This is a genomic window from Pseudomonas sp. PS01298 (genome assembly GCF_029959745.1).
In the GTDB taxonomy this organism is placed as follows: domain Bacteria; phylum Pseudomonadota; class Gammaproteobacteria; order Pseudomonadales; family Pseudomonadaceae; genus Aquipseudomonas; species Aquipseudomonas aylmerensis.
Map to the genome: position 1 here is coordinate 21,162 of NZ_JASCPP010000070.1, position 16,672 is coordinate 37,833.

The 16,672-nt window shown below is 62.4% G+C and carries 17 protein-coding genes; 4 read left to right on the plus strand and 13 right to left on the minus strand.

The genetic code is table 11. From position 1 onward, the window contains the following. Positions 1–109: 109 nt before the first annotated feature. The 6 genes from QMX97_RS21585 to exbB form a co-directional block, all read right to left on the minus strand. The gene (locus QMX97_RS21585; RefSeq protein ID WP_065902502.1) at positions 110–1,510 is read right to left on the minus strand and encodes an aminoacyl-tRNA deacylase and HDOD domain-containing protein; all 1,401 of its coding nucleotides are present in this window, start codon (positions 1,508–1,510) and stop codon (positions 110–112) included. A gap of 129 nt (positions 1,511–1,639) precedes the next feature. Then, the gene (gene recG / locus QMX97_RS21590) at positions 1,640–3,715 is read right to left on the minus strand and encodes an ATP-dependent DNA helicase RecG (protein ID WP_262133612.1); all 2,076 of its coding nucleotides are present in this window, start codon (positions 3,713–3,715) and stop codon (positions 1,640–1,642) included. 8 nt (positions 3,716–3,723) lie between these two features. Next, complete coding sequence (locus QMX97_RS21595; protein ID WP_065902501.1) at positions 3,724–4,644, minus strand: hydrogen peroxide-inducible genes activator; 921 nt, start codon at positions 4,642–4,644, stop codon at positions 3,724–3,726. 223 nt (positions 4,645–4,867) lie between these two features. Next, on the minus strand, positions 4,868–5,617 hold the full coding sequence (locus QMX97_RS21600) for a TonB family protein (RefSeq protein ID WP_065902499.1): 750 nt from the start codon (positions 5,615–5,617) through the stop codon (positions 4,868–4,870). Next, positions 5,614–6,039 carry a TonB system transport protein ExbD gene (gene exbD / locus QMX97_RS21605; protein ID WP_003195519.1) on the minus strand — a complete coding sequence of 142 codons (426 nt, stop codon included), beginning with the start codon at positions 6,037–6,039 and terminating at the stop codon, positions 5,614–5,616. Before exbD ends, QMX97_RS21600 begins: the two co-directional genes overlap by 4 nt. 6 nt (positions 6,040–6,045) lie before the next feature. After that, positions 6,046–7,020 (minus strand): tonB-system energizer ExbB, encoded by a 975-nt coding sequence (gene exbB, locus QMX97_RS21610; protein WP_065902497.1) that lies wholly within the window; start codon positions 7,018–7,020, stop codon positions 6,046–6,048. A gap of 188 nt (positions 7,021–7,208) precedes the next feature. Here exbB and QMX97_RS21615 point away from each other — a divergent pair, with 188 nt between their 5' ends. After that, positions 7,209–8,060: an SDR family oxidoreductase gene (locus QMX97_RS21615; protein ID WP_065902496.1), complete on the plus strand. Its 852-nt coding sequence runs from the start codon at positions 7,209–7,211 to the stop codon at positions 8,058–8,060. Positions 8,061–8,380: 320 nt separating this feature from the next. Here QMX97_RS21615 and QMX97_RS21620 read toward each other — a convergent pair whose 3' ends face one another. The 6 genes from QMX97_RS21620 to QMX97_RS21645 form a co-directional block, all read right to left on the minus strand. Then, complete coding sequence (locus tag QMX97_RS21620) at positions 8,381–9,124, minus strand: hypothetical protein (protein ID WP_065902495.1); 744 nt, start codon at positions 9,122–9,124, stop codon at positions 8,381–8,383. A 55-nt stretch (positions 9,125–9,179) separates the two neighbouring features. After that, the gene (locus QMX97_RS21625; protein WP_003176922.1) at positions 9,180–9,560 is read right to left on the minus strand and encodes a RidA family protein; all 381 of its coding nucleotides are present in this window, start codon (positions 9,558–9,560) and stop codon (positions 9,180–9,182) included. Positions 9,561–9,584: 24 nt separating this feature from the next. After that, a complete protein-coding gene (spoT, locus tag QMX97_RS21630) occupies positions 9,585–11,690 on the minus strand; it encodes a bifunctional GTP diphosphokinase/guanosine-3',5'-bis pyrophosphate 3'-pyrophosphohydrolase (RefSeq protein WP_065902493.1) in 2,106 nt (701 codons plus the stop codon). A 60-nt stretch (positions 11,691–11,750) separates the two neighbouring features. Then, a complete protein-coding gene (gene rpoZ / locus QMX97_RS21635; RefSeq protein WP_003176920.1) occupies positions 11,751–12,014 on the minus strand; it encodes a DNA-directed RNA polymerase subunit omega in 264 nt (87 codons plus the stop codon). Positions 12,015–12,181: 167 nt separating this feature from the next. After that, positions 12,182–12,802 (minus strand): guanylate kinase, encoded by a 621-nt coding sequence (gmk, locus tag QMX97_RS21640; RefSeq protein WP_010168203.1) that lies wholly within the window; start codon positions 12,800–12,802, stop codon positions 12,182–12,184. 10 nt (positions 12,803–12,812) lie between these two features. Next, complete coding sequence (locus tag QMX97_RS21645) at positions 12,813–13,676, minus strand: YicC/YloC family endoribonuclease (RefSeq protein WP_262133620.1); 864 nt, start codon at positions 13,674–13,676, stop codon at positions 12,813–12,815. A gap of 227 nt (positions 13,677–13,903) precedes the next feature. Between QMX97_RS21645 and rph the strand changes: the two genes are divergently transcribed. Both rph and QMX97_RS21655 read left to right on the plus strand, forming a co-directional pair. Next, on the plus strand, positions 13,904–14,626 hold the full coding sequence (rph, locus tag QMX97_RS21650; protein ID WP_010207511.1) for a ribonuclease PH: 723 nt from the start codon (positions 13,904–13,906) through the stop codon (positions 14,624–14,626). Between the two features lie 22 nt (positions 14,627–14,648). Further along, positions 14,649–15,017: a DUF4870 domain-containing protein gene (locus QMX97_RS21655; protein ID WP_106802289.1), complete on the plus strand. Its 369-nt coding sequence runs from the start codon at positions 14,649–14,651 to the stop codon at positions 15,015–15,017. Positions 15,018–15,075: 58 nt separating this feature from the next. On the opposite strand, the gene QMX97_RS21660 is transcribed toward QMX97_RS21655, so the two are convergent. Next, positions 15,076–15,855: an exodeoxyribonuclease III gene (locus QMX97_RS21660; RefSeq protein ID WP_003195493.1), complete on the minus strand. Its 780-nt coding sequence runs from the start codon at positions 15,853–15,855 to the stop codon at positions 15,076–15,078. Positions 15,856–15,937: 82 nt separating this feature from the next. On the opposite strand from QMX97_RS21660, the gene pyrE reads away from it, so the two are divergent. Beyond that, entirely contained in the window at positions 15,938–16,582 is a 645-nt protein-coding gene (pyrE, locus tag QMX97_RS21665) for an orotate phosphoribosyltransferase (protein WP_106802290.1), read from the plus strand. The last annotated feature ends 90 nt before the right edge of the window (positions 16,583–16,672 follow it).

Here is a 16,672-nt window from a genome sequence, read left to right on the forward strand (position 1 = left end):
CCCCTGTTCAGGCCACCGCGTCATTTCATCAAGAGTGGGACGTCAGGTTTTAGGCCCGCTTCGTGGCCCGACGCGGGACAAGCCCGCTCGCCACAATTGCGCTTGAGGGTTAGGCCTGGCTGAACTGCGAAGCCAGCTCACGCAACAGCACCTCGGCATCCAGTACCTTGCCTACAACTTCTTCAGCCTTGTCGCGCGTCAGTCCCAGGCGCTCAAGCAGCGCGTCCGGAATCGCCTCGTCCGGCCCGGAGCCGATCCCACGGCTGCGCAGCAGGCGCACGGCCAGGCACACCAGGTTCGGGTACTCGGCGTATTGGCCGTCGTAGGTCGGGTCGTGCTGGAAGCGCAGGGCGGTGGACAGTTCGTCCGGCATGTCCCAGTAGCGCATCAACCAGGCGCCGATCTGCTCGCGGCTGATGCCCAGCAAGTGCTGTTCGACATAGCTGTGGCACAGGTGCGGGTTGACCTCCAGGTGCCGGCAGATCAGCGAAAAGTGCGGCGGGAACACGTGGGCCAGCAACAGGTAGCCGAAGTTGTGCAGCAAGCCGGCCAGGTAGGTCAGGCCGGCTTCCGGGCGCTGGGCGCGCGGCATGGCGCGGGTCAGGCCTTCGATCACGGCGGCGGTGTAGATCGACTGGTGCCAGTACGGCGTCGACTGGTGCGGGTGGTCCTTGGGCAGGCTCAGGGTCTTGCCCAGGGCCAGGCCCAGCGCGAGGTTGATCACCAGGTCAAAGCCCAGCACGCGCACGATGGCGTCTTCCACCGAACGGATCTTGCCCGGCGACGCGTAGTACGGCGATGCGGCCCAGCTCACTACCTGCGCGGCCAAGGCCGGGTCGGTCTCCACCACACCGGTGATGTCGTCGATGGTGGCGTTGGGGTCGACCCGCAGCTTGATGATTTTCTGCGCGGTATCGGCCAGCGGTGGAATCTCGATGGTCGCTTCCAGGCGCTGCTGGATCCGGCGGGCAGTGAATGCCTGCATCGCCTGGGTGATTTCCTCGCGGTCATCATTGGGACGATCGAGGTTGGGGCGAATATTACTCAGCGGCTCGCCGAAGTGGCCGGCGCTGGCCTTGGTGAGCATCGTCTTGAATGCGTCGCTGGTGATTTCCAGCAGCAGCCCGGCTTCGCCCGAATGCACCAGCAGGCTCGGCTCGTCGAGCAGGCTGCCTTCATACAGGCACGGCGAACTGGTGAGTGGCGGCAGGCCCGGCAGCAGGCTCAGGTCATGCTTGCCCAGCATGCGTTCAACGCGGTCCGGCGACACGGCGGTGAGGCGGCGCCCGGTGAGTTCGGCGAGGCGGTTGAGATCGAGCAACTGGTTCTGCGGGAACAGCACCATCAGTGCGCCCACCGCATCTTCCAGCAGCACGGCCTGGACCTTTCGCGCAGGATTCAGGCCCGGTTGGTCGGCAACTTCCGTGTAGCTGACGGCGAGCTTAGCGAGCAGAGCCCGAATGACCGGCGGGGCGGTCAGTGGGGCTGTGGCGAGGGCAACTTCTGACATGGCCTGATCCAATTTCCTACAGTCACCGAAGTATAACCAGCTTGATACATATGTTGGTCGACTAACTGCGGTTTGTGACGCGGTTAGCGAAGGGGCCGGGCGTTCTGGCGCTATCGCCGGCAGGGAGGGTCAGACCTGGCCGTATTGTTGGCCGTGGCGCAACCAGCGATCCAGCAGCGGGCTGACGTGGTCCGGCCAGCGCTCGAGCAGCGCCTGCGCGGCATCGCGTACGGCGGGCAGCAGGTCGGCGTCGCGCATCAGATCGGCGACCTTGAATTGCAGCAGGCCGGTCTGGCGCGTGCCGAGCATTTCGCCGGGGCCGCGCAGTTCGAGGTCTTTCTCGGCGATGACAAAACCGTCGTTGGTTTCACGCATGATGCCCAGGCGCTGACGGCCGATCTGCGACAGCGGTGGGTGGTAGAGCAGCACGCAGTGGCTGGCCGCGCTGCCCCGGCCGACGCGGCCGCGCAATTGGTGCAGCTGCGCCAGGCCCAGGCGTTCGGGGTTTTCGATGATCATCAGGCTGGCATTGGGCACGTCCACGCCGACTTCAATGACGGTCGTGGCGACCAACAGTTGCAGGTTGCCAGCCTTGAACTCGGCCATCACCGCGGCCTTTTCCACGGGTTTCATGCGGCCGTGGATCAGCCCGACCTTGAGTTCGCCCAAGGCGCTGGTGAGGTCTTCATAGGTGGTTTCGGCGGCCTGGCAGGTCAGCTCCTCGGACTCCTCGATCAGCGTGCACACCCAATAGGCCTGGCGGCCCTCGGCGCAGGCTCCACGCACGCGCTCGATGACTTCGACGCGGCGGGTGTCGGTGACCAGCACGGTGTTGACCGGGGTACGGCCGGGGGGCAGTTCGTCGAGGATCGACGTGTCGAGGTCGGCGTAAGCGCTCATGGCCAGGGTGCGCGGGATCGGGGTGGCAGTCATGATCAACTGGTGTGGGCTCATGCGTCCGCCCACGCCTTTCTGGCGCAGCGCCAGGCGCTGTTGCACGCCAAAGCGGTGCTGTTCGTCGATGATCACCAAGGCCAGGTTCTTGAATCGCACTTCGTCCTGGAACAGCGCGTGCGTGCCCACCACCATGGGCGCGCCGCCGGCGATTTGCTCCAGCGCTGCTGCGCGGTTCTTGCCCTTGAGCTTGCCAGCCAGCCAGGCCACTTCCAGGCCCAGCGGTTCGAGCCAGCGCTTGAACGTGATGAAGTGCTGCTCGGCGAGAATCTCGGTGGGCGCCATCAGCGCCACTTGGTAGCCGGCCTCCAGGGCTTGCAGGGCCGCGAGGGCGGCGACCACGGTCTTGCCTGCGCCCACGTCGCCCTGGATCAGGCGCAGCATGGGTTCTTTCTGGCTCAGGTCGTAGGCGATTTCATTGCCGACGCGCTGCTGGGCACCGGTCGGCGCAAAGCCGAGGTTGGCCAGGTATTGCGCAGGCAGGCGCGTGGCCTTGGGCATAGCCGGCGCGCGCAACGAACGCATGCTTTCGCGCAGGCGCTGCTGGGACAGTTGGTGGGTCAGCAATTCTTCGAAAGCCAGGCGGTGCTGGGCCCAATGATGACCGAGGGCCAATTCGTCGACGTCGGCGTCGGCCGGCGGGTGATGCAGGTAGCGAATCGCATCGTCCAGCGGCGCCAGTTGGTAGTCGCGGGCCAGCTCCAGGGGCAGCCAGTCGGGCAGGCTCTTGGGGCCGAGCAGGGTCAGGGTTTGCATGCACAGCTGGCGCAGGCGCTGTTGGGTCAGGCCTTCGGTCAGCGGGTAGATCGGGGTGAGCGTGGTGTCCACCGGCGGCGGCTCGTCGCCGGTGATGGCGCGGTATTCCGGGTGGTAGATCTCCAGGCCGGACGCGCCGGGGCGAGCTTCACCGTAGCAGCGCACGCGGGTCCCGCGCTTGAGGCCTTCTTTCTGGGCGTTGCTGAAATGGTAGAAGCGCAGGCTCAAGCCGCCGGTGCCGTCCTGCAGGCGCACGACCAGACTGCGGCGCTTGCCCATCACCACGTCGGCGCCGCTGACGGTGCCTTCGACCACTGCATCCTGCCCTGGGCGCAAATGGCCAATCGGCACCACGCGGGTACGATCCTGGTAACGCAGGGGCAGGTGGAACAGCACGTCCTGGAGGTTTTCCAGGCCGACCTTGGCCAGCTTTTCAGCCATGGCCTCACCGACACCCTTGAGTGCCGTCACCGACACCTGCGACAGCTCAGTCATACCGTTAATCAGCTCGCAGCAGGCGGCTTGGCCACCGAGCACAGGCGGATCGAGTCCGCGAGGATCTCAATGGCCTTGGGCCGCGGGAAACTCGCGCGCCAGGCGATCGCCACGGTACGAAACGGCACCGGTGGCGTCAGTGGGCGTACTTCGATCACGCCGGGGGCGTAGTGATGGCTGTCCACCGCCGACAGCGGCAGGATCGAAATGCCCAGGCCGGAGGCGACCATGTGGCGGATGGTTTCCAGGGAGCTGGATTCCACGGTGGTGTGCTTGGCGCCGTCGTTGCCTTTGGTCAGGGTCGGGCAGGCTTCCAGGACCTGGTCGCGGAAGCAGTGACCTTCGCCGAGCAGCAGCAGGCTCTTGTCGTTGAGCAGGCCGGCGTCGATGGTGTCTTTTTTCGTCCACGGGTGGGAGGCCGGCATCAGCACGTAGAACGGCTCGTCGTAGAGCGGCAGGGTCAACACATCCGCTTCATTGAACGGCAGGGCGATGATGATCGCGTCCAGTTCACCGTTGCGCAGCTTGTCGCGCAGGATGTGGGTGAAGTTTTCTTCGATATACAGCGGCATCTGCGGCGCGACGCGATGCAGTTGCGGGATCAGGTGCGGGAACAGGTACGGGCCGACCGTGTAGATGGCGCCGACTTTCAGCGGTGCGGTCAGCTGGTTCTTGCCGGCCTGGGCCAGTTCGCGAATGCTTTGCGCTTGCTCCAGCACCTTCTGGGCCTGGGCCACGATACCTTCGCCCACCGGGGTGAGGCGCACGGCGCTCTTGCTGCGCTCGAAAATCAGCACACCGAGTTCGTCTTCAAGCTTTTTCACGCCCACCGACAGCGTCGGCTGGCTGACGTGGCAACGCTCGGCCGCATGGCCGAAGTGCTGCTCTTGGGCGAGGGTAACGATGTAGCGTAATTCTGTAAGAGTCATAGCGGGCGTCCATGAGGTTGCGAGCCAAGCATACCGGCTGCAATCGATAGACGCACGTTATCAGAACTTTGGTGGGGATTGAGCGGGGAGTGTGGCGGATTTTGCTGAAGCGACAAAAACAATCTGGGCTTGCCTGCGATGCACACACCTCGGTCTATCCGTTGCACCGAGGTGATGCTATCGCAGGCAAGCCAGCGCCCCCACAAGTCGACTCCCGCAATCCTTAGCGGCGGCGTTTCTCGATGTTGTACACGAACGGTGCAACGATCTCGATGCTGCCGCCCTTGAGCATGTCGGCCGGAGGCTTGGGCAGCGGCTGGGCACGACGGATCATGTCCAGGGTGGCGCGGTCCAGGTCGGCGTTGCCGGAGCGGCCCACCAACTCGTAGGACAGCACATTGCCGTCGGCGTCGACCACAAAGCGCAAGCGGTTCAGGCCTTCCTTGCCACGCGCCTGGGCACCTGGCGGGTACTTCTTGTACTTCTGCAAGTGAGCCAGCAGGGTGCCTTCCCAGGACGCCTTGGCCGCGACTTGCTGCGGCGACGGGCCTGGAACCGGCTGGGCCGATTTTTCAGCCGGCGCGTTGGTCGGCGGAGCGTCGCTCGGCGGCTCTTCGGACGGTTTCTCCTTGGGCGGCTCGGGCTTTTTCTCCACCGGCTTGGGCGGTTGTGGCTTGGGCTTGGGCTTGACCGGCTTGGGCACCTGGATCGTCGGCTTGGGTGCCTCGGCCAGTTTCGGCAGCGGCAGCTCTTCCACCGGCGCCGGTGGTTGTGGCGGCGTTACGACTTTGGGCGGAGCCGGCGGCGGCGGTGCAGGCATCGGTGCCAGGTCGATGACCATGGCGGCCGGTGGCAGCTGCACCGTATGCGGCGCCGACCAGTGGAGCGCGATGGCAATCGCGACGGCATGCACGCCCAGCACGACGGCGAGGCTGGTGCCATAACGCGTCAGTTTGTGGCGCGTCGTGATCATTTTTTGGCTGCCGTCTCGAGTCCGACCAGGCCCACCTTGAGGTAGCCGGCTGCCCGCAGGGCATCCATCACGCTCATCAGGTCGCCGTAGTCCACGCCCTTGTCAGCCTGGAAGAAGATCGTCGTGTCTTTCTTTCCTTGGGTCTTGGCGTCGAGCACCGGCCCCAGGGTTTCAGCCTTGACTTCTTCTTCGCCCAGGAACAGGCGTTGGTCCGCCTTGACGCTGAGGAAGATCGGTTTCTCTGGCCGCGGCGCCGGCTTGGCGCTGGAGGCGGGCAGGTCAACCTTGATGTCCACGGTCGCCAGCGGTGCCGCCACCATGAAGATGATCAGCAGCACCAGCATCACGTCGATAAATGGCGTGACGTTGATTTCGTGGTTCTCGACGAGTTCGTCGTCGCCTTGATTCAAATGCAGGCCCATGGCCGATTACCCCACTTTCACCATGTGCGGTTGCGAGCTGCGCTCGGTAGGCAGGTGATCGAGGTCGCGGCTGACCAGCAGCAAGACTTCTGCCGACGCGTCCGAGACCTGGGCCTTGTAGCCGGCGATCGAACGGGCGAAGACGTTGTAGATCACCACCGCAGGAATTGCCGCAACCAGGCCCAGGGCGGTTGCCAGCAGGGCTTCGGCGATGCCCGGGGCAACGACGGCGAGGTTGGTGGTCTGGGTTTTGGCGATGCCGATGAAGCTGTTCATGATGCCCCATACGGTACCGAACAGGCCGACGAAAGGCGCGGTGGAACCGATGGTCGCCAGCACGCCGGTGCCGCTGCTCATGTTACGACCGCAGGCGGCTACCAGGCGCTCCAGGCGGAAGGCCACGCGTTCCTTGATACCTTCTTTTTCGCGGGTGTTGGCCGACAGGCGCATTTCTTCCAGCGCGTCGTGCACCAGGGTGTTGGCCAGGGTGCCCTTCTTGGTTGCCGTCTCGCTGGCTTCCTTGAGGGTGGTGGCTTTTTTCAGGTGGACGATCTCGGTGCGCAGGCGACGCTTGGCGCCCAGCAGCTCAAAGCCCTTGGCGATCCAGATGGTCCAGGTGATGATCGAGGCGATGGCCAGGCCGATCATCACGGCTTTCACCACCACGTCAGCGTTCTGGTACATGCCCCACGGCGACAGGTCGTGGGCCATGCCCAGGGTGTTGTCTTCTTCCAGGACCACACCGGTATCGTCAGCGGGAGCGGCTGGGTCTGCAGCCTGGGCCGGGTCGGTGGCGGCTGGCGCAACGGCTGGAGCAGCCGTGCTGTGCTCGGCTGCCGGGGCCGCGGCGGGTGCGGTGGCGTCAGCAAATGCGGCGGTCGGTGCCAGCAGTACGCTGAACAGCAGCGCAGCAATCGCGCGCCAGGCGCGGGATGGGCTGTGAAGCTTGGTTGGCGAAGCGGGGTTTGTATTACGTGTCATGCTGGCCGGACCTGAGTAAAGAAAATGAGTTGAGCGTCCTTCCAGGCCTGGGGGCCGAGGACAAATGGGCGGTTATTATTGCAAGTAATTCTTGTTAACAGAAGTAATACAGTTACTTTATTTGTCCTTTTTGTGGCCGCCTGTCATGTGCGAAGGCTAACCTAGACCTTTCTGTACGGAGTTTTCTGATGTCTGCGCCTTCTGTTGTGATTGCCGGTTGTGGCGATGTGGGTAGTCGGCTGGCTAGCCAATTGCTTGCCTCGGAATGGGAGGTTTATGGCCTGCGACGTGATATTTCACGCCTGCCCGACGGGGTGATCGGCATCGCCGGCGACCTGTTCAAAAAGGATTGCCCTGACACCTGGCCGATCGGCGGGGTGGATTACCTGGTGTATTGCGCCGCCGCAACGGATCACGATGAGGCCGGCTATCGCGCAGCCTACGTACAAGGTTTGCAGCACGTGCTGGAGTGGCTGGGCGACTACGGCCAGGTGCCGAAACACCTGCTGTTTGTATCCAGCAGCAGCGTCTACGGGCAGCAGAACGGTGAGTGGGTCGACGAAACATCCGAGACCCAGGCGAAGGGCTATTCCGGCCAGGTAATGCTGGAGGCCGAGCAAGTCGCGCTCAACAGCGGTATCCCCGCCAGCATCGTGCGCCTTACCGGCATCTACGGCCCGGGCCGTGAGTGGCTGTTGAGCCAGGTCCGGCAGGGTTACCGCGTGGCGATCGACCCGCCTTTATATGGCAACCGGATTCACGCGGACGATGCCGCGGGCCTGCTGGCTTTTTTGCTGCGGCACGTGGAGCAGGGCGGTTCGCTGGACAAGGTCTACATCGGCGTCGACGACGCGCCTGCGCCATTGTCGGAAGTGGTGGGCTGGTTGCGTGAATACCTGGGCGTGACCGAGTGGGCCGCCGACGCCAGTGTGCGTCGTGCCGGCAGCAAGCAGTGCAGCAATGCCCGCGCCAAGGCGCTGGGCTGGAAGCCGACGTACCCAACCTATCGAGAAGGCTACGCGTCAATTCTCAAAGGCTGAAACACGGCCAGAGAATGTGGGAGCTGGCTTGCCTGCGATGACGGTGGCACATCCAGCAAATAGGGTGACTGGTAAACCGCTATCGCAGGCAAGCCAGCTCCCACATTGGAGGCCGCAGCGCCCCAGCCAATGCGCTGGGCTGGAAGCCAATTTACCCGATTTACCGAGAGGCTACGCGGCGATCCTCGAGGATTGAAACGCGGTGAAAATGTGGGAGCGGGCTTGCTCGCGAATGCGCAGTATCAGTCACTGAATATGTTTCTGATGCACCGCTTTCGCGAGCAAGCCCCGCTCCTAGATTCAGTTCAGCGCTCGGCCGCTTATTGCTTTTCCAGCAACCACTGGCGAGGGCCTGGGGTGAACGAGGGCACTTCGTCTGTCTGGGCGGTGTTGATAGCCTGGAAGATTTCCAGCTGCTTGCCCTTGCGCACGAAGATCCACGGGTTGCCCTGGCCGTTGAGCTGCAGCCAGATACTGTCGTAGCCGCCGCTCATGGAGGCGCAATCGCCCGCCAGGCACAGTGAGTACTGATCCACATTGGGCAGGCCCGCGACCTTGCCGTTGGCCTGGAACTGCACGATGGCGCCGTTGCCGAAGCCGTCCGTGATCTTCCAGTCGCCGCCCATGTAGGCCGCGTACAGTGCCCGCTCGAAGTTGGCGCCCAGGGGCGCACCCTCCGGGGCAGGGTCTTTGGCGCGGGCGAACAGCTGCTCGGGCTCGTTATCGTTGGCCACCTGCAGCAATTGCTTGCCTTTGCGCTTGAGCTCGGTCGCGGAGCTGCCGTAGAAGTCCACGCTCCAGGCACCGGATTTTTCGCCGAGCAACTTGCCCTCGGCGACTTCGAAACCGTTGTAGTAGCGCGCCTGCGAAGCCTTGGTGTTGATTTCCCACTCAAGGTTCGGGCCGTAGCTTTGCAGCGCTTCACGCAAAGGGCCGCCCTTGGACGCCGCGTCGATGGCGGCCTGGTTGATCCAGGTACCGCTCACATCCACATCGGCAGGGTTGCTGGCGCAGCCGCCGAGCAACAGGGCCAGCGTTGATAGGGCTACAAGCGCTTTGCGCATCATGAAATCCTTCTGAAACGAAGTCGGCGCAGCTGGGGAAGCTGCGCCGGGTGTTTTACTCGATGACCAGGATCGCGTCCATCTCAACCTGCGCACCCTTTGGCAGGGCGGCAACGCCAATGGCGGCGCGGGCTGGGTACGGCTGTTCGAAGTACTTGCCCATGATCTCGTTGACCTTGGCGAAGTGGCTCAGGTCGGTGAGGAAGATGTTCAGCTTGACGATGTCCTTGAACGAACCGCCAGCCGCTTCGGCCACCGACTTGAGGTTTTCGAAGACCTGTACAGTCTGTGCTTCGAAGCCTTCAACCAGTTCCATGGTCTTTGGGTCCAGCGGGATCTGGCCGGACATGTAGACGGTGTTGCCCGCCTTGATGGCCTGGGAGTAGGTGCCGATGGCGGCCGGGGCCTTGTCGCTGGTGATAACGGTCTTGGTCATGAGTGACTCCTTGTAAGAGGTGGGTTATGCACGCATACGGGTGATGCGGATCACACCGGTCAAGGCGCGCAGTTTCTTGATCACGCGGGCCAGGTGCACGCGGTCGTGCACGCTGACCACCAGTTGGACCACGCTGATGCGACCATCACGCTCGTCCATGCTGATTTTCTCGATATTGCCGTCGGCCGCGTTGACGCTGCTGGCCAGCAGGGCGATCAGGCCACGCTGGTGCTCCAGCTCTACCCGCAGCTCGACATTGAATTCGCCGGTGACATCCTTGGCCCAAGAGAGCTGGATGCATTTTTCCGGGTTGTGGCGGATTTCGCTGATATTGCGGCAGTTGTCCAGGTGCACCACCATGCCTTTGCCCGCCGACAGGTGGCCGACAATCGGGTCGCCCGGGATCGGCGTACAGCACTTGGCGTAGCTGAGCACCAGGCCCTCGGTGCCGCGAATCGCCAGTGGGCCTTCCGGGCTCGGTAGCTGTTCGCCTTCGCCGAGCAGGCGGCGGGCGACCACGTAGGCCATGCGGTTACCCAGGCCGATATCTTCCAGCAGGTCTTCGATGGTTTCCTGGCGATACTCATGCAGCATCGCTTGCACGCGTTCTGCAGGAATCTTGTCCAGGGCGCTGTCGAAACCGTTGAGCACTTTGTTCAGCAGGCGTTCGCCGAGGCTGATCGATTCGGAACGGCGTTGCAGTTTCAGGGCGTGGCGAATATGCGTACGCGCCTTGCCGGTGACCACGAAATTGAGCCAGGCCGGGTTCGGGCGAGCGCCTGGAGCGCTGACGATCTCGACCGTGGAGCCGCTTTGCAGCGGTTCGGACAGCGGCGCGAGACGACGATTGATCCGACAGGCAATGCAGCTGTTGCCCACGTCGGTATGCACCGCGTAGGCAAAGTCGACAGCCGTGGAGCCTTTGGGCAGCTCCATGATCCGGCCTTTTGGCGTGAACACGTAGACCTCGTCCGGGAACAGGTCGATCTTCACGCTTTCGATGAATTCCAGGGAGTTGCCAGCACGTTGCTGCATCTCCAGCACGCCCTTGACCCACTGGCGGGCGCGGGCATGCGTGCCTTTTGGCTGCTCGTCGCCGGTGGACTTGTACAGCCAATGGGCGGCAATACCGTTGTTGGCCATCTCTTCCATTTCGCGGGTGCGGATCTGGATCTCGATCGGCACCCCGTGCATACCGAACAGCGTGGTATGCAGCGACTGGTAGCCGTTGGCCTTGGGAATCGCGATGTAGTCCTTGAAGCGTCCCGGCAGGGGTTTGTACAAATTATGTACAGCGCCGAGCACGCGGTAGCAGGTGTCGACCTTGTCGACGATGATCCGGAACGCGTACACATCCATGATCTCGTTGAAGGCCCGGCGCTTGCCGCGCATCTTCTTGTAGATGCCATAGATGTGTTTCTGCCGGCCGCTGACTTCGCCCTCGATCTCATCGATCGCCAGGCAATGGCTCAGCGACTCTTCGATCTTGTTGACGATTTCCTTGCGGTTGCCCCGGGCGCGCTTGACCGCCTGGTAGATGCGCGCCGAGCGCATCGGATGCATGGCCTTGAAGCCGAGGTCTTCGAACTCGATACGAATGGCGTGCATGCCCAGCCGGTTGGCGATGGGCGCGTAGATTTCCAGGGTTTCCTTGGCGATGCGCCGGCGTTTTTCGCCGGACAGCACTTCCAGCGTGCGCATGTTGTGCAGCCGGTCGGCCAGCTTGACCAGGATCACCCGGATGTCCCGGGCCATGGCCATGGCCATCTTCTGGAAGTTTTCCGCCTGGGCTTCGGCCTTGGTCTCGAAGTTCATCTGGGTCAGTTTGCTGACCCCGTCGACCAGTTCGGCCACGGTTTCGCCAAATTGCGCGCTGAGCGCTTCCTTGGCAATGCCGGTGTCTTCGATCACGTCATGCAGCATCGCGGCCATCAGGCTCTGATGGTCCATGTGCATGTCGGCAAGAATATTTGCCACCGCAAGGGGATGGGTGACATACGCCTCGCCGCTGCGGCGGCGTTGGCCGTCGTGGGCTTGTTCGGCGTAGAAATACGCTCGGCGGACCAGGTTGACCTGGTCTGGGCCGAGGTAGGTCGATAAGCGATCGGCGAGGGCGTCTATGCTCGGCATAGGAATGACTCCTGCCGTTGGCTGTGACCCTGCGCCGTGCTACGTCGACCAGGCATAGGCTTAGACGGCCTCGTTGGACTCGTCCTCGAACGCTGCAAACAGCGGTTCGTCTTCAACGATTTCGGCGTTGGCGATGAACTCGTAGCTCATCAGGCCTTCAGCGATTTCACGCAGCGCTACAACGGTAGGCTTGTCGTTTTCCCACTGGACCAGGGGCTCTTTGCCGCCAGTGGCCAGTTGACGGGCACGCTTGGTAGAGAGCATGACCAGCTCAAAGCGGTTATCCACGTGTTCTAGGCAGTCTTCAACGGTTACGCGGGCCATGGTATTCCTCGGAGCGAATGCAAGATGCGCGCTGCCCGGTTGGGCGAGCGGACTAAACAGTTTAAAAAATCACCAGCGTTTAGGGAAGCGCTGATTTTTCCCGCGTCCTCGCAAAACCGCTACAAGTGCCAATGTAAAGCCCTTGCAGCGGTTTTGGGAAGAGCCAATCAGCCGAGCAGTTCAGCGAGTAATTTGCCGAAACGTTGCTGTTGACGCTTTTGCTGGAGCTGATTGGTGCGGAAAATCGCCTTCAAATCATCCAGCGCGTGGGCAAAATCGTCGTTGATGATCAGATAGTCGTAGTCGACGTAGTGGCTCATTTCGCTGACGGCTTCACGCATGCGGCCTTCGATGATCTCGTCGCTGTCCTGGCCACGGTTGGTCAGGCGCTGGTGCAAGGCCTCAAGCGACGGCGGCAGGATGAAGATCGAGCGCGCCTTGGGCATCAGTTGGCGCACTTGCTCGGCGCCCTGCCAGTCGATTTCCAGGATCAGGTCGTGGCCTTCATCCAGGGTCTGCTGCAGGTGGCTTTGCGAGGTGCCATAGAGGTTGCCGAACACTTCGGCGCGCTCGAGGAAGTCGCCGTGCTCGATCATCTTGACGAACTCGGTGCGCTCGACGAAGTGATAGTGCACGCCGTTCACTTCGCCCGGGCGCATGGCACGGGTGGTGTGGGAGACCGAAATGCGGATCTGCTCGTCGGCGTCGGTCAGGGCCTTGACCAGGCTGCTTTTGCCCGCGCCCGAGGGGGCGGAAATGATGTAGAGGGTGCCGGTGCTGTGGGTCATGGAGGTTGCCTTACTCAATATTCTGTACTTGTTCGCGCATCTGCTCGATCAACACCTTGAGGTTGACCGCTGCCTGTGTGCTGCGCGGATCGAATGCCTTGGAGCCCAGTGTATTGGCTTCGCGGTTGAGTTCCTGCATCAGGAAGTCCAGGCGCCGACCGGCGGCACCGCCGGACTTGAGGACGCGGCGCACTTCGAGGATGTGGGTGCTCAGGCGGTCCAGTTCTTCGGCGACGTCGCTTTTTTGTGCGAGCAGCACCATTTCCTGTTCCAGGCGAACCGGGTCCAGGTCTGCCTTCATGTCGGTGAAGCGGTCGAGGACCTTCTGGCGCTGGGTGGCGAGCATCTGTGGCACCAGTTCGCGCAGGGTCACCACGTCTGCTTCGATCGAGGTCAGGCGCTCGTTGATCAGGCGGGCCAGTTCGGCGCCTTCGCGTTCGCGGCCAGCCTTGAGCTCCTTCAGGCCCTGGTTGAACAGGGCAAGGGCTTCGGCATTGAGGGCTTGCGGATCGGTGGCGTCGGCCACCAGCACGCCAGGCCACGCCAGCACTTCCAGGGGGTTGAGCGCGGCCGGCTGCTTGATCAGGCTGGCGATGGTTTCGGCGGCGGCAACCAGTTGCGCAGCGCGCTCGCGGTCGACCTGCAGCGGCTTGCCGGTGGTTTCCTCGGTGAAGCGCAGGGTGCATTCCAGCTTGCCGCGGGAGATGCCCTGGCGCAGTGCTTCACGCACGGCCCCTTCGAGGTCGCGAAATGATTCGGGCAGGCGCAGGTGCGGTTCCAGGTAGCGGCTGTTGACCGAGCGCAGTTCCCAGCTCAGGGTGCCTTGTACGCCGGCTTTTTCGACGCGGGCGAAGGCGGTCATGCTGTGCACCATGGAGGTACCTCGCGATGCAGTCCCGCATAACGGGCTGGTGGATGGGTTGCAGCCGACCGGCTGCGAAGGCGCAGGAGTGTAGCGCAACGGCGTGGGAGGCCCCAAACGCTGGCGTTAACAAAGCATGACAAACCGCGCATTCGTAACCGAATTTTAAGAAGTGCCCCGAATCGGCTCGCGGCTCTATAATGCTCGGCAGTTTTTCGTCCTCAGTACAGGTATCCCCTATGAAACGTCCAAGTGGTCGCGCTGCCGATCAGCTCCGCTCGATCCGCATCACCCGCAACTACACCAAACACGCCGAGGGATCCGTACTGGTCGAGTTTGGCGATACCAAGGTGATCTGCACCGTCAGCGTCGAAAATGGCGTACCACGTTTCCTCAAGGGCCAGGGCCAGGGCTGGTTGACTGCCGAATACGGCATGCTGCCGCGCGCCACCGGCGAGCGTAACCAGCGTGAAGCCAGCCGTGGCAAGCAAGGCGGGCGTACCCTGGAAATCCAGCGCCTGATCGGTCGTTCGCTGCGCGCCGCCCTGGACATGTCCAAGCTGGGCGACGTGACCCTGTACGTCGATTGCGACGTGATCCAGGCCGACGGCGGTACCCGTACCGCGTCCATCACCGGTGCCATGGTGGCCTTGGTCGATGCGCTGAAAGTGATCAAGAAGCGTGGCGGCCTGAAAGCCGGCGACCCGCTCAAGCAGATGATTGCCGCTGTCTCGGTGGGCATGTACCAGGGCGAGCCAGTGCTGGACCTGGACTACCTGGAAGACTCGGCCGCCGAGACCGACCTGAACGTGGTCATGACCAGCACCGGTGGTTTCATCGAAGTGCAGGGCACCGCCGAAGGTGCGCCATTCCAGCCGGCCGACCTGAACGCCATGCTCGCCCTGGCCCAGAAAGGCATGACTGAAATCTTCGAACTGCAGAACGCCGCCTTGGCTGACTGAACCCGCCTCAAGGAGAAGCGCCATGAATGACAACCAGATGCTGGTGCCCACGCCTTCCTACGAAGTGCGCCAGGCGGCAATGCTGTGCCATCTCGCGGCGTTTCTCGGGTTTGTGTTCCCCTTCGGCAGCGTCGTCGGGCCGCTGATCCTGTGGCAGATGAAGAAGGAAGTGGACCCGTTCATTGATGACCAGGGCAAGGAAGCCTTGAACTTCCAGATCACCGTGGCCATCGCCTGGATAGCCTGCATTGTGCTGGCCTTCGCGGTGGTCGGGTTTTTCCTGATGTTTGCCCTGGCGATCGCCACCGTGGTGCTGACCATCATTGGCAGCATCAAGGCCAACAAGGGGATCGTCTATCGCTACCCCTTGACCTGGCGTGTGATCAAATAATGAGCGCCCACAAAAAAACCGACAGCGATGTCGGTTTTTTTGTGCCTGGGAAAAGACCTCAGATGGTCAGTGTCCAGTCGTAGTCCACGATCAGTGGCGCGTGCTGCGAGAAGCGCGGCTGGCGCGGCAAGCGTGCACTGCGCACGAACCGACGCAGGCCCGGAGTCAACAACTGGTAGTCGAAACGCCAACCCAGGTTGAGCATCTCCGCCTGTTCGTTGTCCGGCCACCAGCTGTACTGGTCGCCTTCGCGACTGACTTCGCGCAGGGCATCCACATAGCCCATGTTGCCGACAATCTCGTCCATCCAGGCCCGTTCCGGCGCCAGGAAACCCGGGGATTGCTGGCTGTCGCGCCAGTTCTTGATATCCAGCTTCTGTTGCGCCACGTACAGCGAGCCACAATAAATGTACTCGCGACGTTTGCGTCGCTGTTTATCCAGGTAACGGGCGAAATCGTCCATTAGCTTGAACTTCTGGTTCAAGTCTTCATCGCCGTTCTGCCCCGAAGGAAGCAGCAAGGTCGCGATGCTGACCTTGTCGAAATCGGCTTGCAGGTAGCGCCCGTAGCGGTCGGCTGTCTCGAAGCCGAGGCCGCTGATGACCGCCTTGGGTTGCAACCGCGAATACAAAGCCACGCCACCTTGGGTGGGCACTTCGGCATCGCAGGCATAAAGGAAGTAGCCATCCAGTTGGAAGGCTGGGTCGTCCAGTTCAAAGGCGGAGGCGCGGGTATCCTGCAGGCAGATAACGTCGGCATTCTGGGCTTGCAGCCAACTGAGCAAACCACGCTCGACTGCAGCCTGAATACCATTAACGTTCACACTGATGATCCGCATAAATGGCCCCAAAAATCGCGTGCGTGTATGATACACGCCGTCTACCTAATTAGCTAAATCCGTGGTATCTGAGGCTTTTTTCATGCAGGCGTATCAACGCGATTTCATTCGTTTTGCCATCGATCGCGGGGTTTTGCGCTTCGGTGAGTTCACCCTGAAGTCCGGGCGCACCAGTCCATACTTCTTCAATGCGGGCTTGTTCAACTCGGGTTCGGCCCTGGCTCAGCTGGGTCGTTTCTACGCGGCAGCCATCGTTGACAGCGGCATTTCCTTCGACGTGCTGTTTGGCCCGGCCTATAAGGGCATTCCCCTGGCGGCCGCGACCGCCGTGGCGTTGGCTGAACATCATGAGCTGGATCTGCCGTGGTGCTTCAATCGCAAAGAAGCCAAGGCTCATGGCGAAGGCGGCAGCCTCGTCGGGGCTGCGCTCAAAGGCGACGTGCTGATTATCGACGACGTGATCACCGCCGGTACCGCGATCCGTGAAGTGATGCAGATCATTGCTTCCCAGGACGGCGCCAAGGCCGCGGGTGTACTGATCGCGCTGAACCGCCAGGAACGCGGCAACGGTGAGTTGTCGGCAATCCAGGAAGTGGAACGTGATTTCGGCATTCCGGTGGTCAGCATCGTGTCGCTGAACCAGGTGCTGCAGTTCCTGGAAGATGATCCACAGCTCAAGCAGCATCTGCCGGCTGTACGTGCGTACCGCGAGCAATACGGCGTCTGATACCGGACCTGTAGGAACCGGCTTGTGTGGGAGCGGGCTTGCTCGCGAAAGCGGTCTGTCAGTGACACATGTGCTAACTGACCCTACGCT

What these genes read in the sequence shown, in the direction of transcription:
- QMX97_RS21585 (WP_065902502.1), bottom strand. Translation starts at nt 1,510, where the DNA reads ATGTCAGAAGTTGCCCTCGCCACAGCCCCACTGACCGCCCCGCCGGTC.
- recG (WP_262133612.1), bottom strand. Translation starts at nt 3,715, where the DNA reads ATGACTGAGCTGTCGCAGGTGTCGGTGACGGCACTCAAGGGTGTCGGT.
- QMX97_RS21595 (WP_065902501.1), bottom strand. Translation starts at nt 4,644, where the DNA reads ATGACTCTTACAGAATTACGCTACATCGTTACCCTCGCCCAAGAGCAG.
- QMX97_RS21600 (WP_065902499.1), bottom strand. Translation starts at nt 5,617, where the DNA reads ATGATCACGACGCGCCACAAACTGACGCGTTATGGCACCAGCCTCGCC.
- exbD (WP_003195519.1), bottom strand. Translation starts at nt 6,039, where the DNA reads ATGGGCCTGCATTTGAATCAAGGCGACGACGAACTCGTCGAGAACCAC.
- exbB (WP_065902497.1), bottom strand. Translation starts at nt 7,020, where the DNA reads ATGACACGTAATACAAACCCCGCTTCGCCAACCAAGCTTCACAGCCCA.
- QMX97_RS21615 (WP_065902496.1), top strand. Translation starts at nt 7,209, where the DNA reads ATGTCTGCGCCTTCTGTTGTGATTGCCGGTTGTGGCGATGTGGGTAGT.
- QMX97_RS21620 (WP_065902495.1), bottom strand. Translation starts at nt 9,124, where the DNA reads ATGCGCAAAGCGCTTGTAGCCCTATCAACGCTGGCCCTGTTGCTCGGC.
- QMX97_RS21625 (WP_003176922.1), bottom strand. Translation starts at nt 9,560, where the DNA reads ATGACCAAGACCGTTATCACCAGCGACAAGGCCCCGGCCGCCATCGGC.
- spoT (WP_065902493.1), bottom strand. Translation starts at nt 11,690, where the DNA reads ATGCCGAGCATAGACGCCCTCGCCGATCGCTTATCGACCTACCTCGGC.
- rpoZ (WP_003176920.1), bottom strand. Translation starts at nt 12,014, where the DNA reads ATGGCCCGCGTAACCGTTGAAGACTGCCTAGAACACGTGGATAACCGC.
- gmk (WP_010168203.1), bottom strand. Translation starts at nt 12,802, where the DNA reads ATGACCCACAGCACCGGCACCCTCTACATCATTTCCGCCCCCTCGGGC.
- QMX97_RS21645 (WP_262133620.1), bottom strand. Translation starts at nt 13,676, where the DNA reads ATGGTGCACAGCATGACCGCCTTCGCCCGCGTCGAAAAAGCCGGCGTA.
- rph (WP_010207511.1), top strand. Translation starts at nt 13,904, where the DNA reads ATGAAACGTCCAAGTGGTCGCGCTGCCGATCAGCTCCGCTCGATCCGC.
- QMX97_RS21655 (WP_106802289.1), top strand. Translation starts at nt 14,649, where the DNA reads ATGAATGACAACCAGATGCTGGTGCCCACGCCTTCCTACGAAGTGCGC.
- QMX97_RS21660 (WP_003195493.1), bottom strand. Translation starts at nt 15,855, where the DNA reads ATGCGGATCATCAGTGTGAACGTTAATGGTATTCAGGCTGCAGTCGAG.
- pyrE (WP_106802290.1), top strand. Translation starts at nt 15,938, where the DNA reads ATGCAGGCGTATCAACGCGATTTCATTCGTTTTGCCATCGATCGCGGG.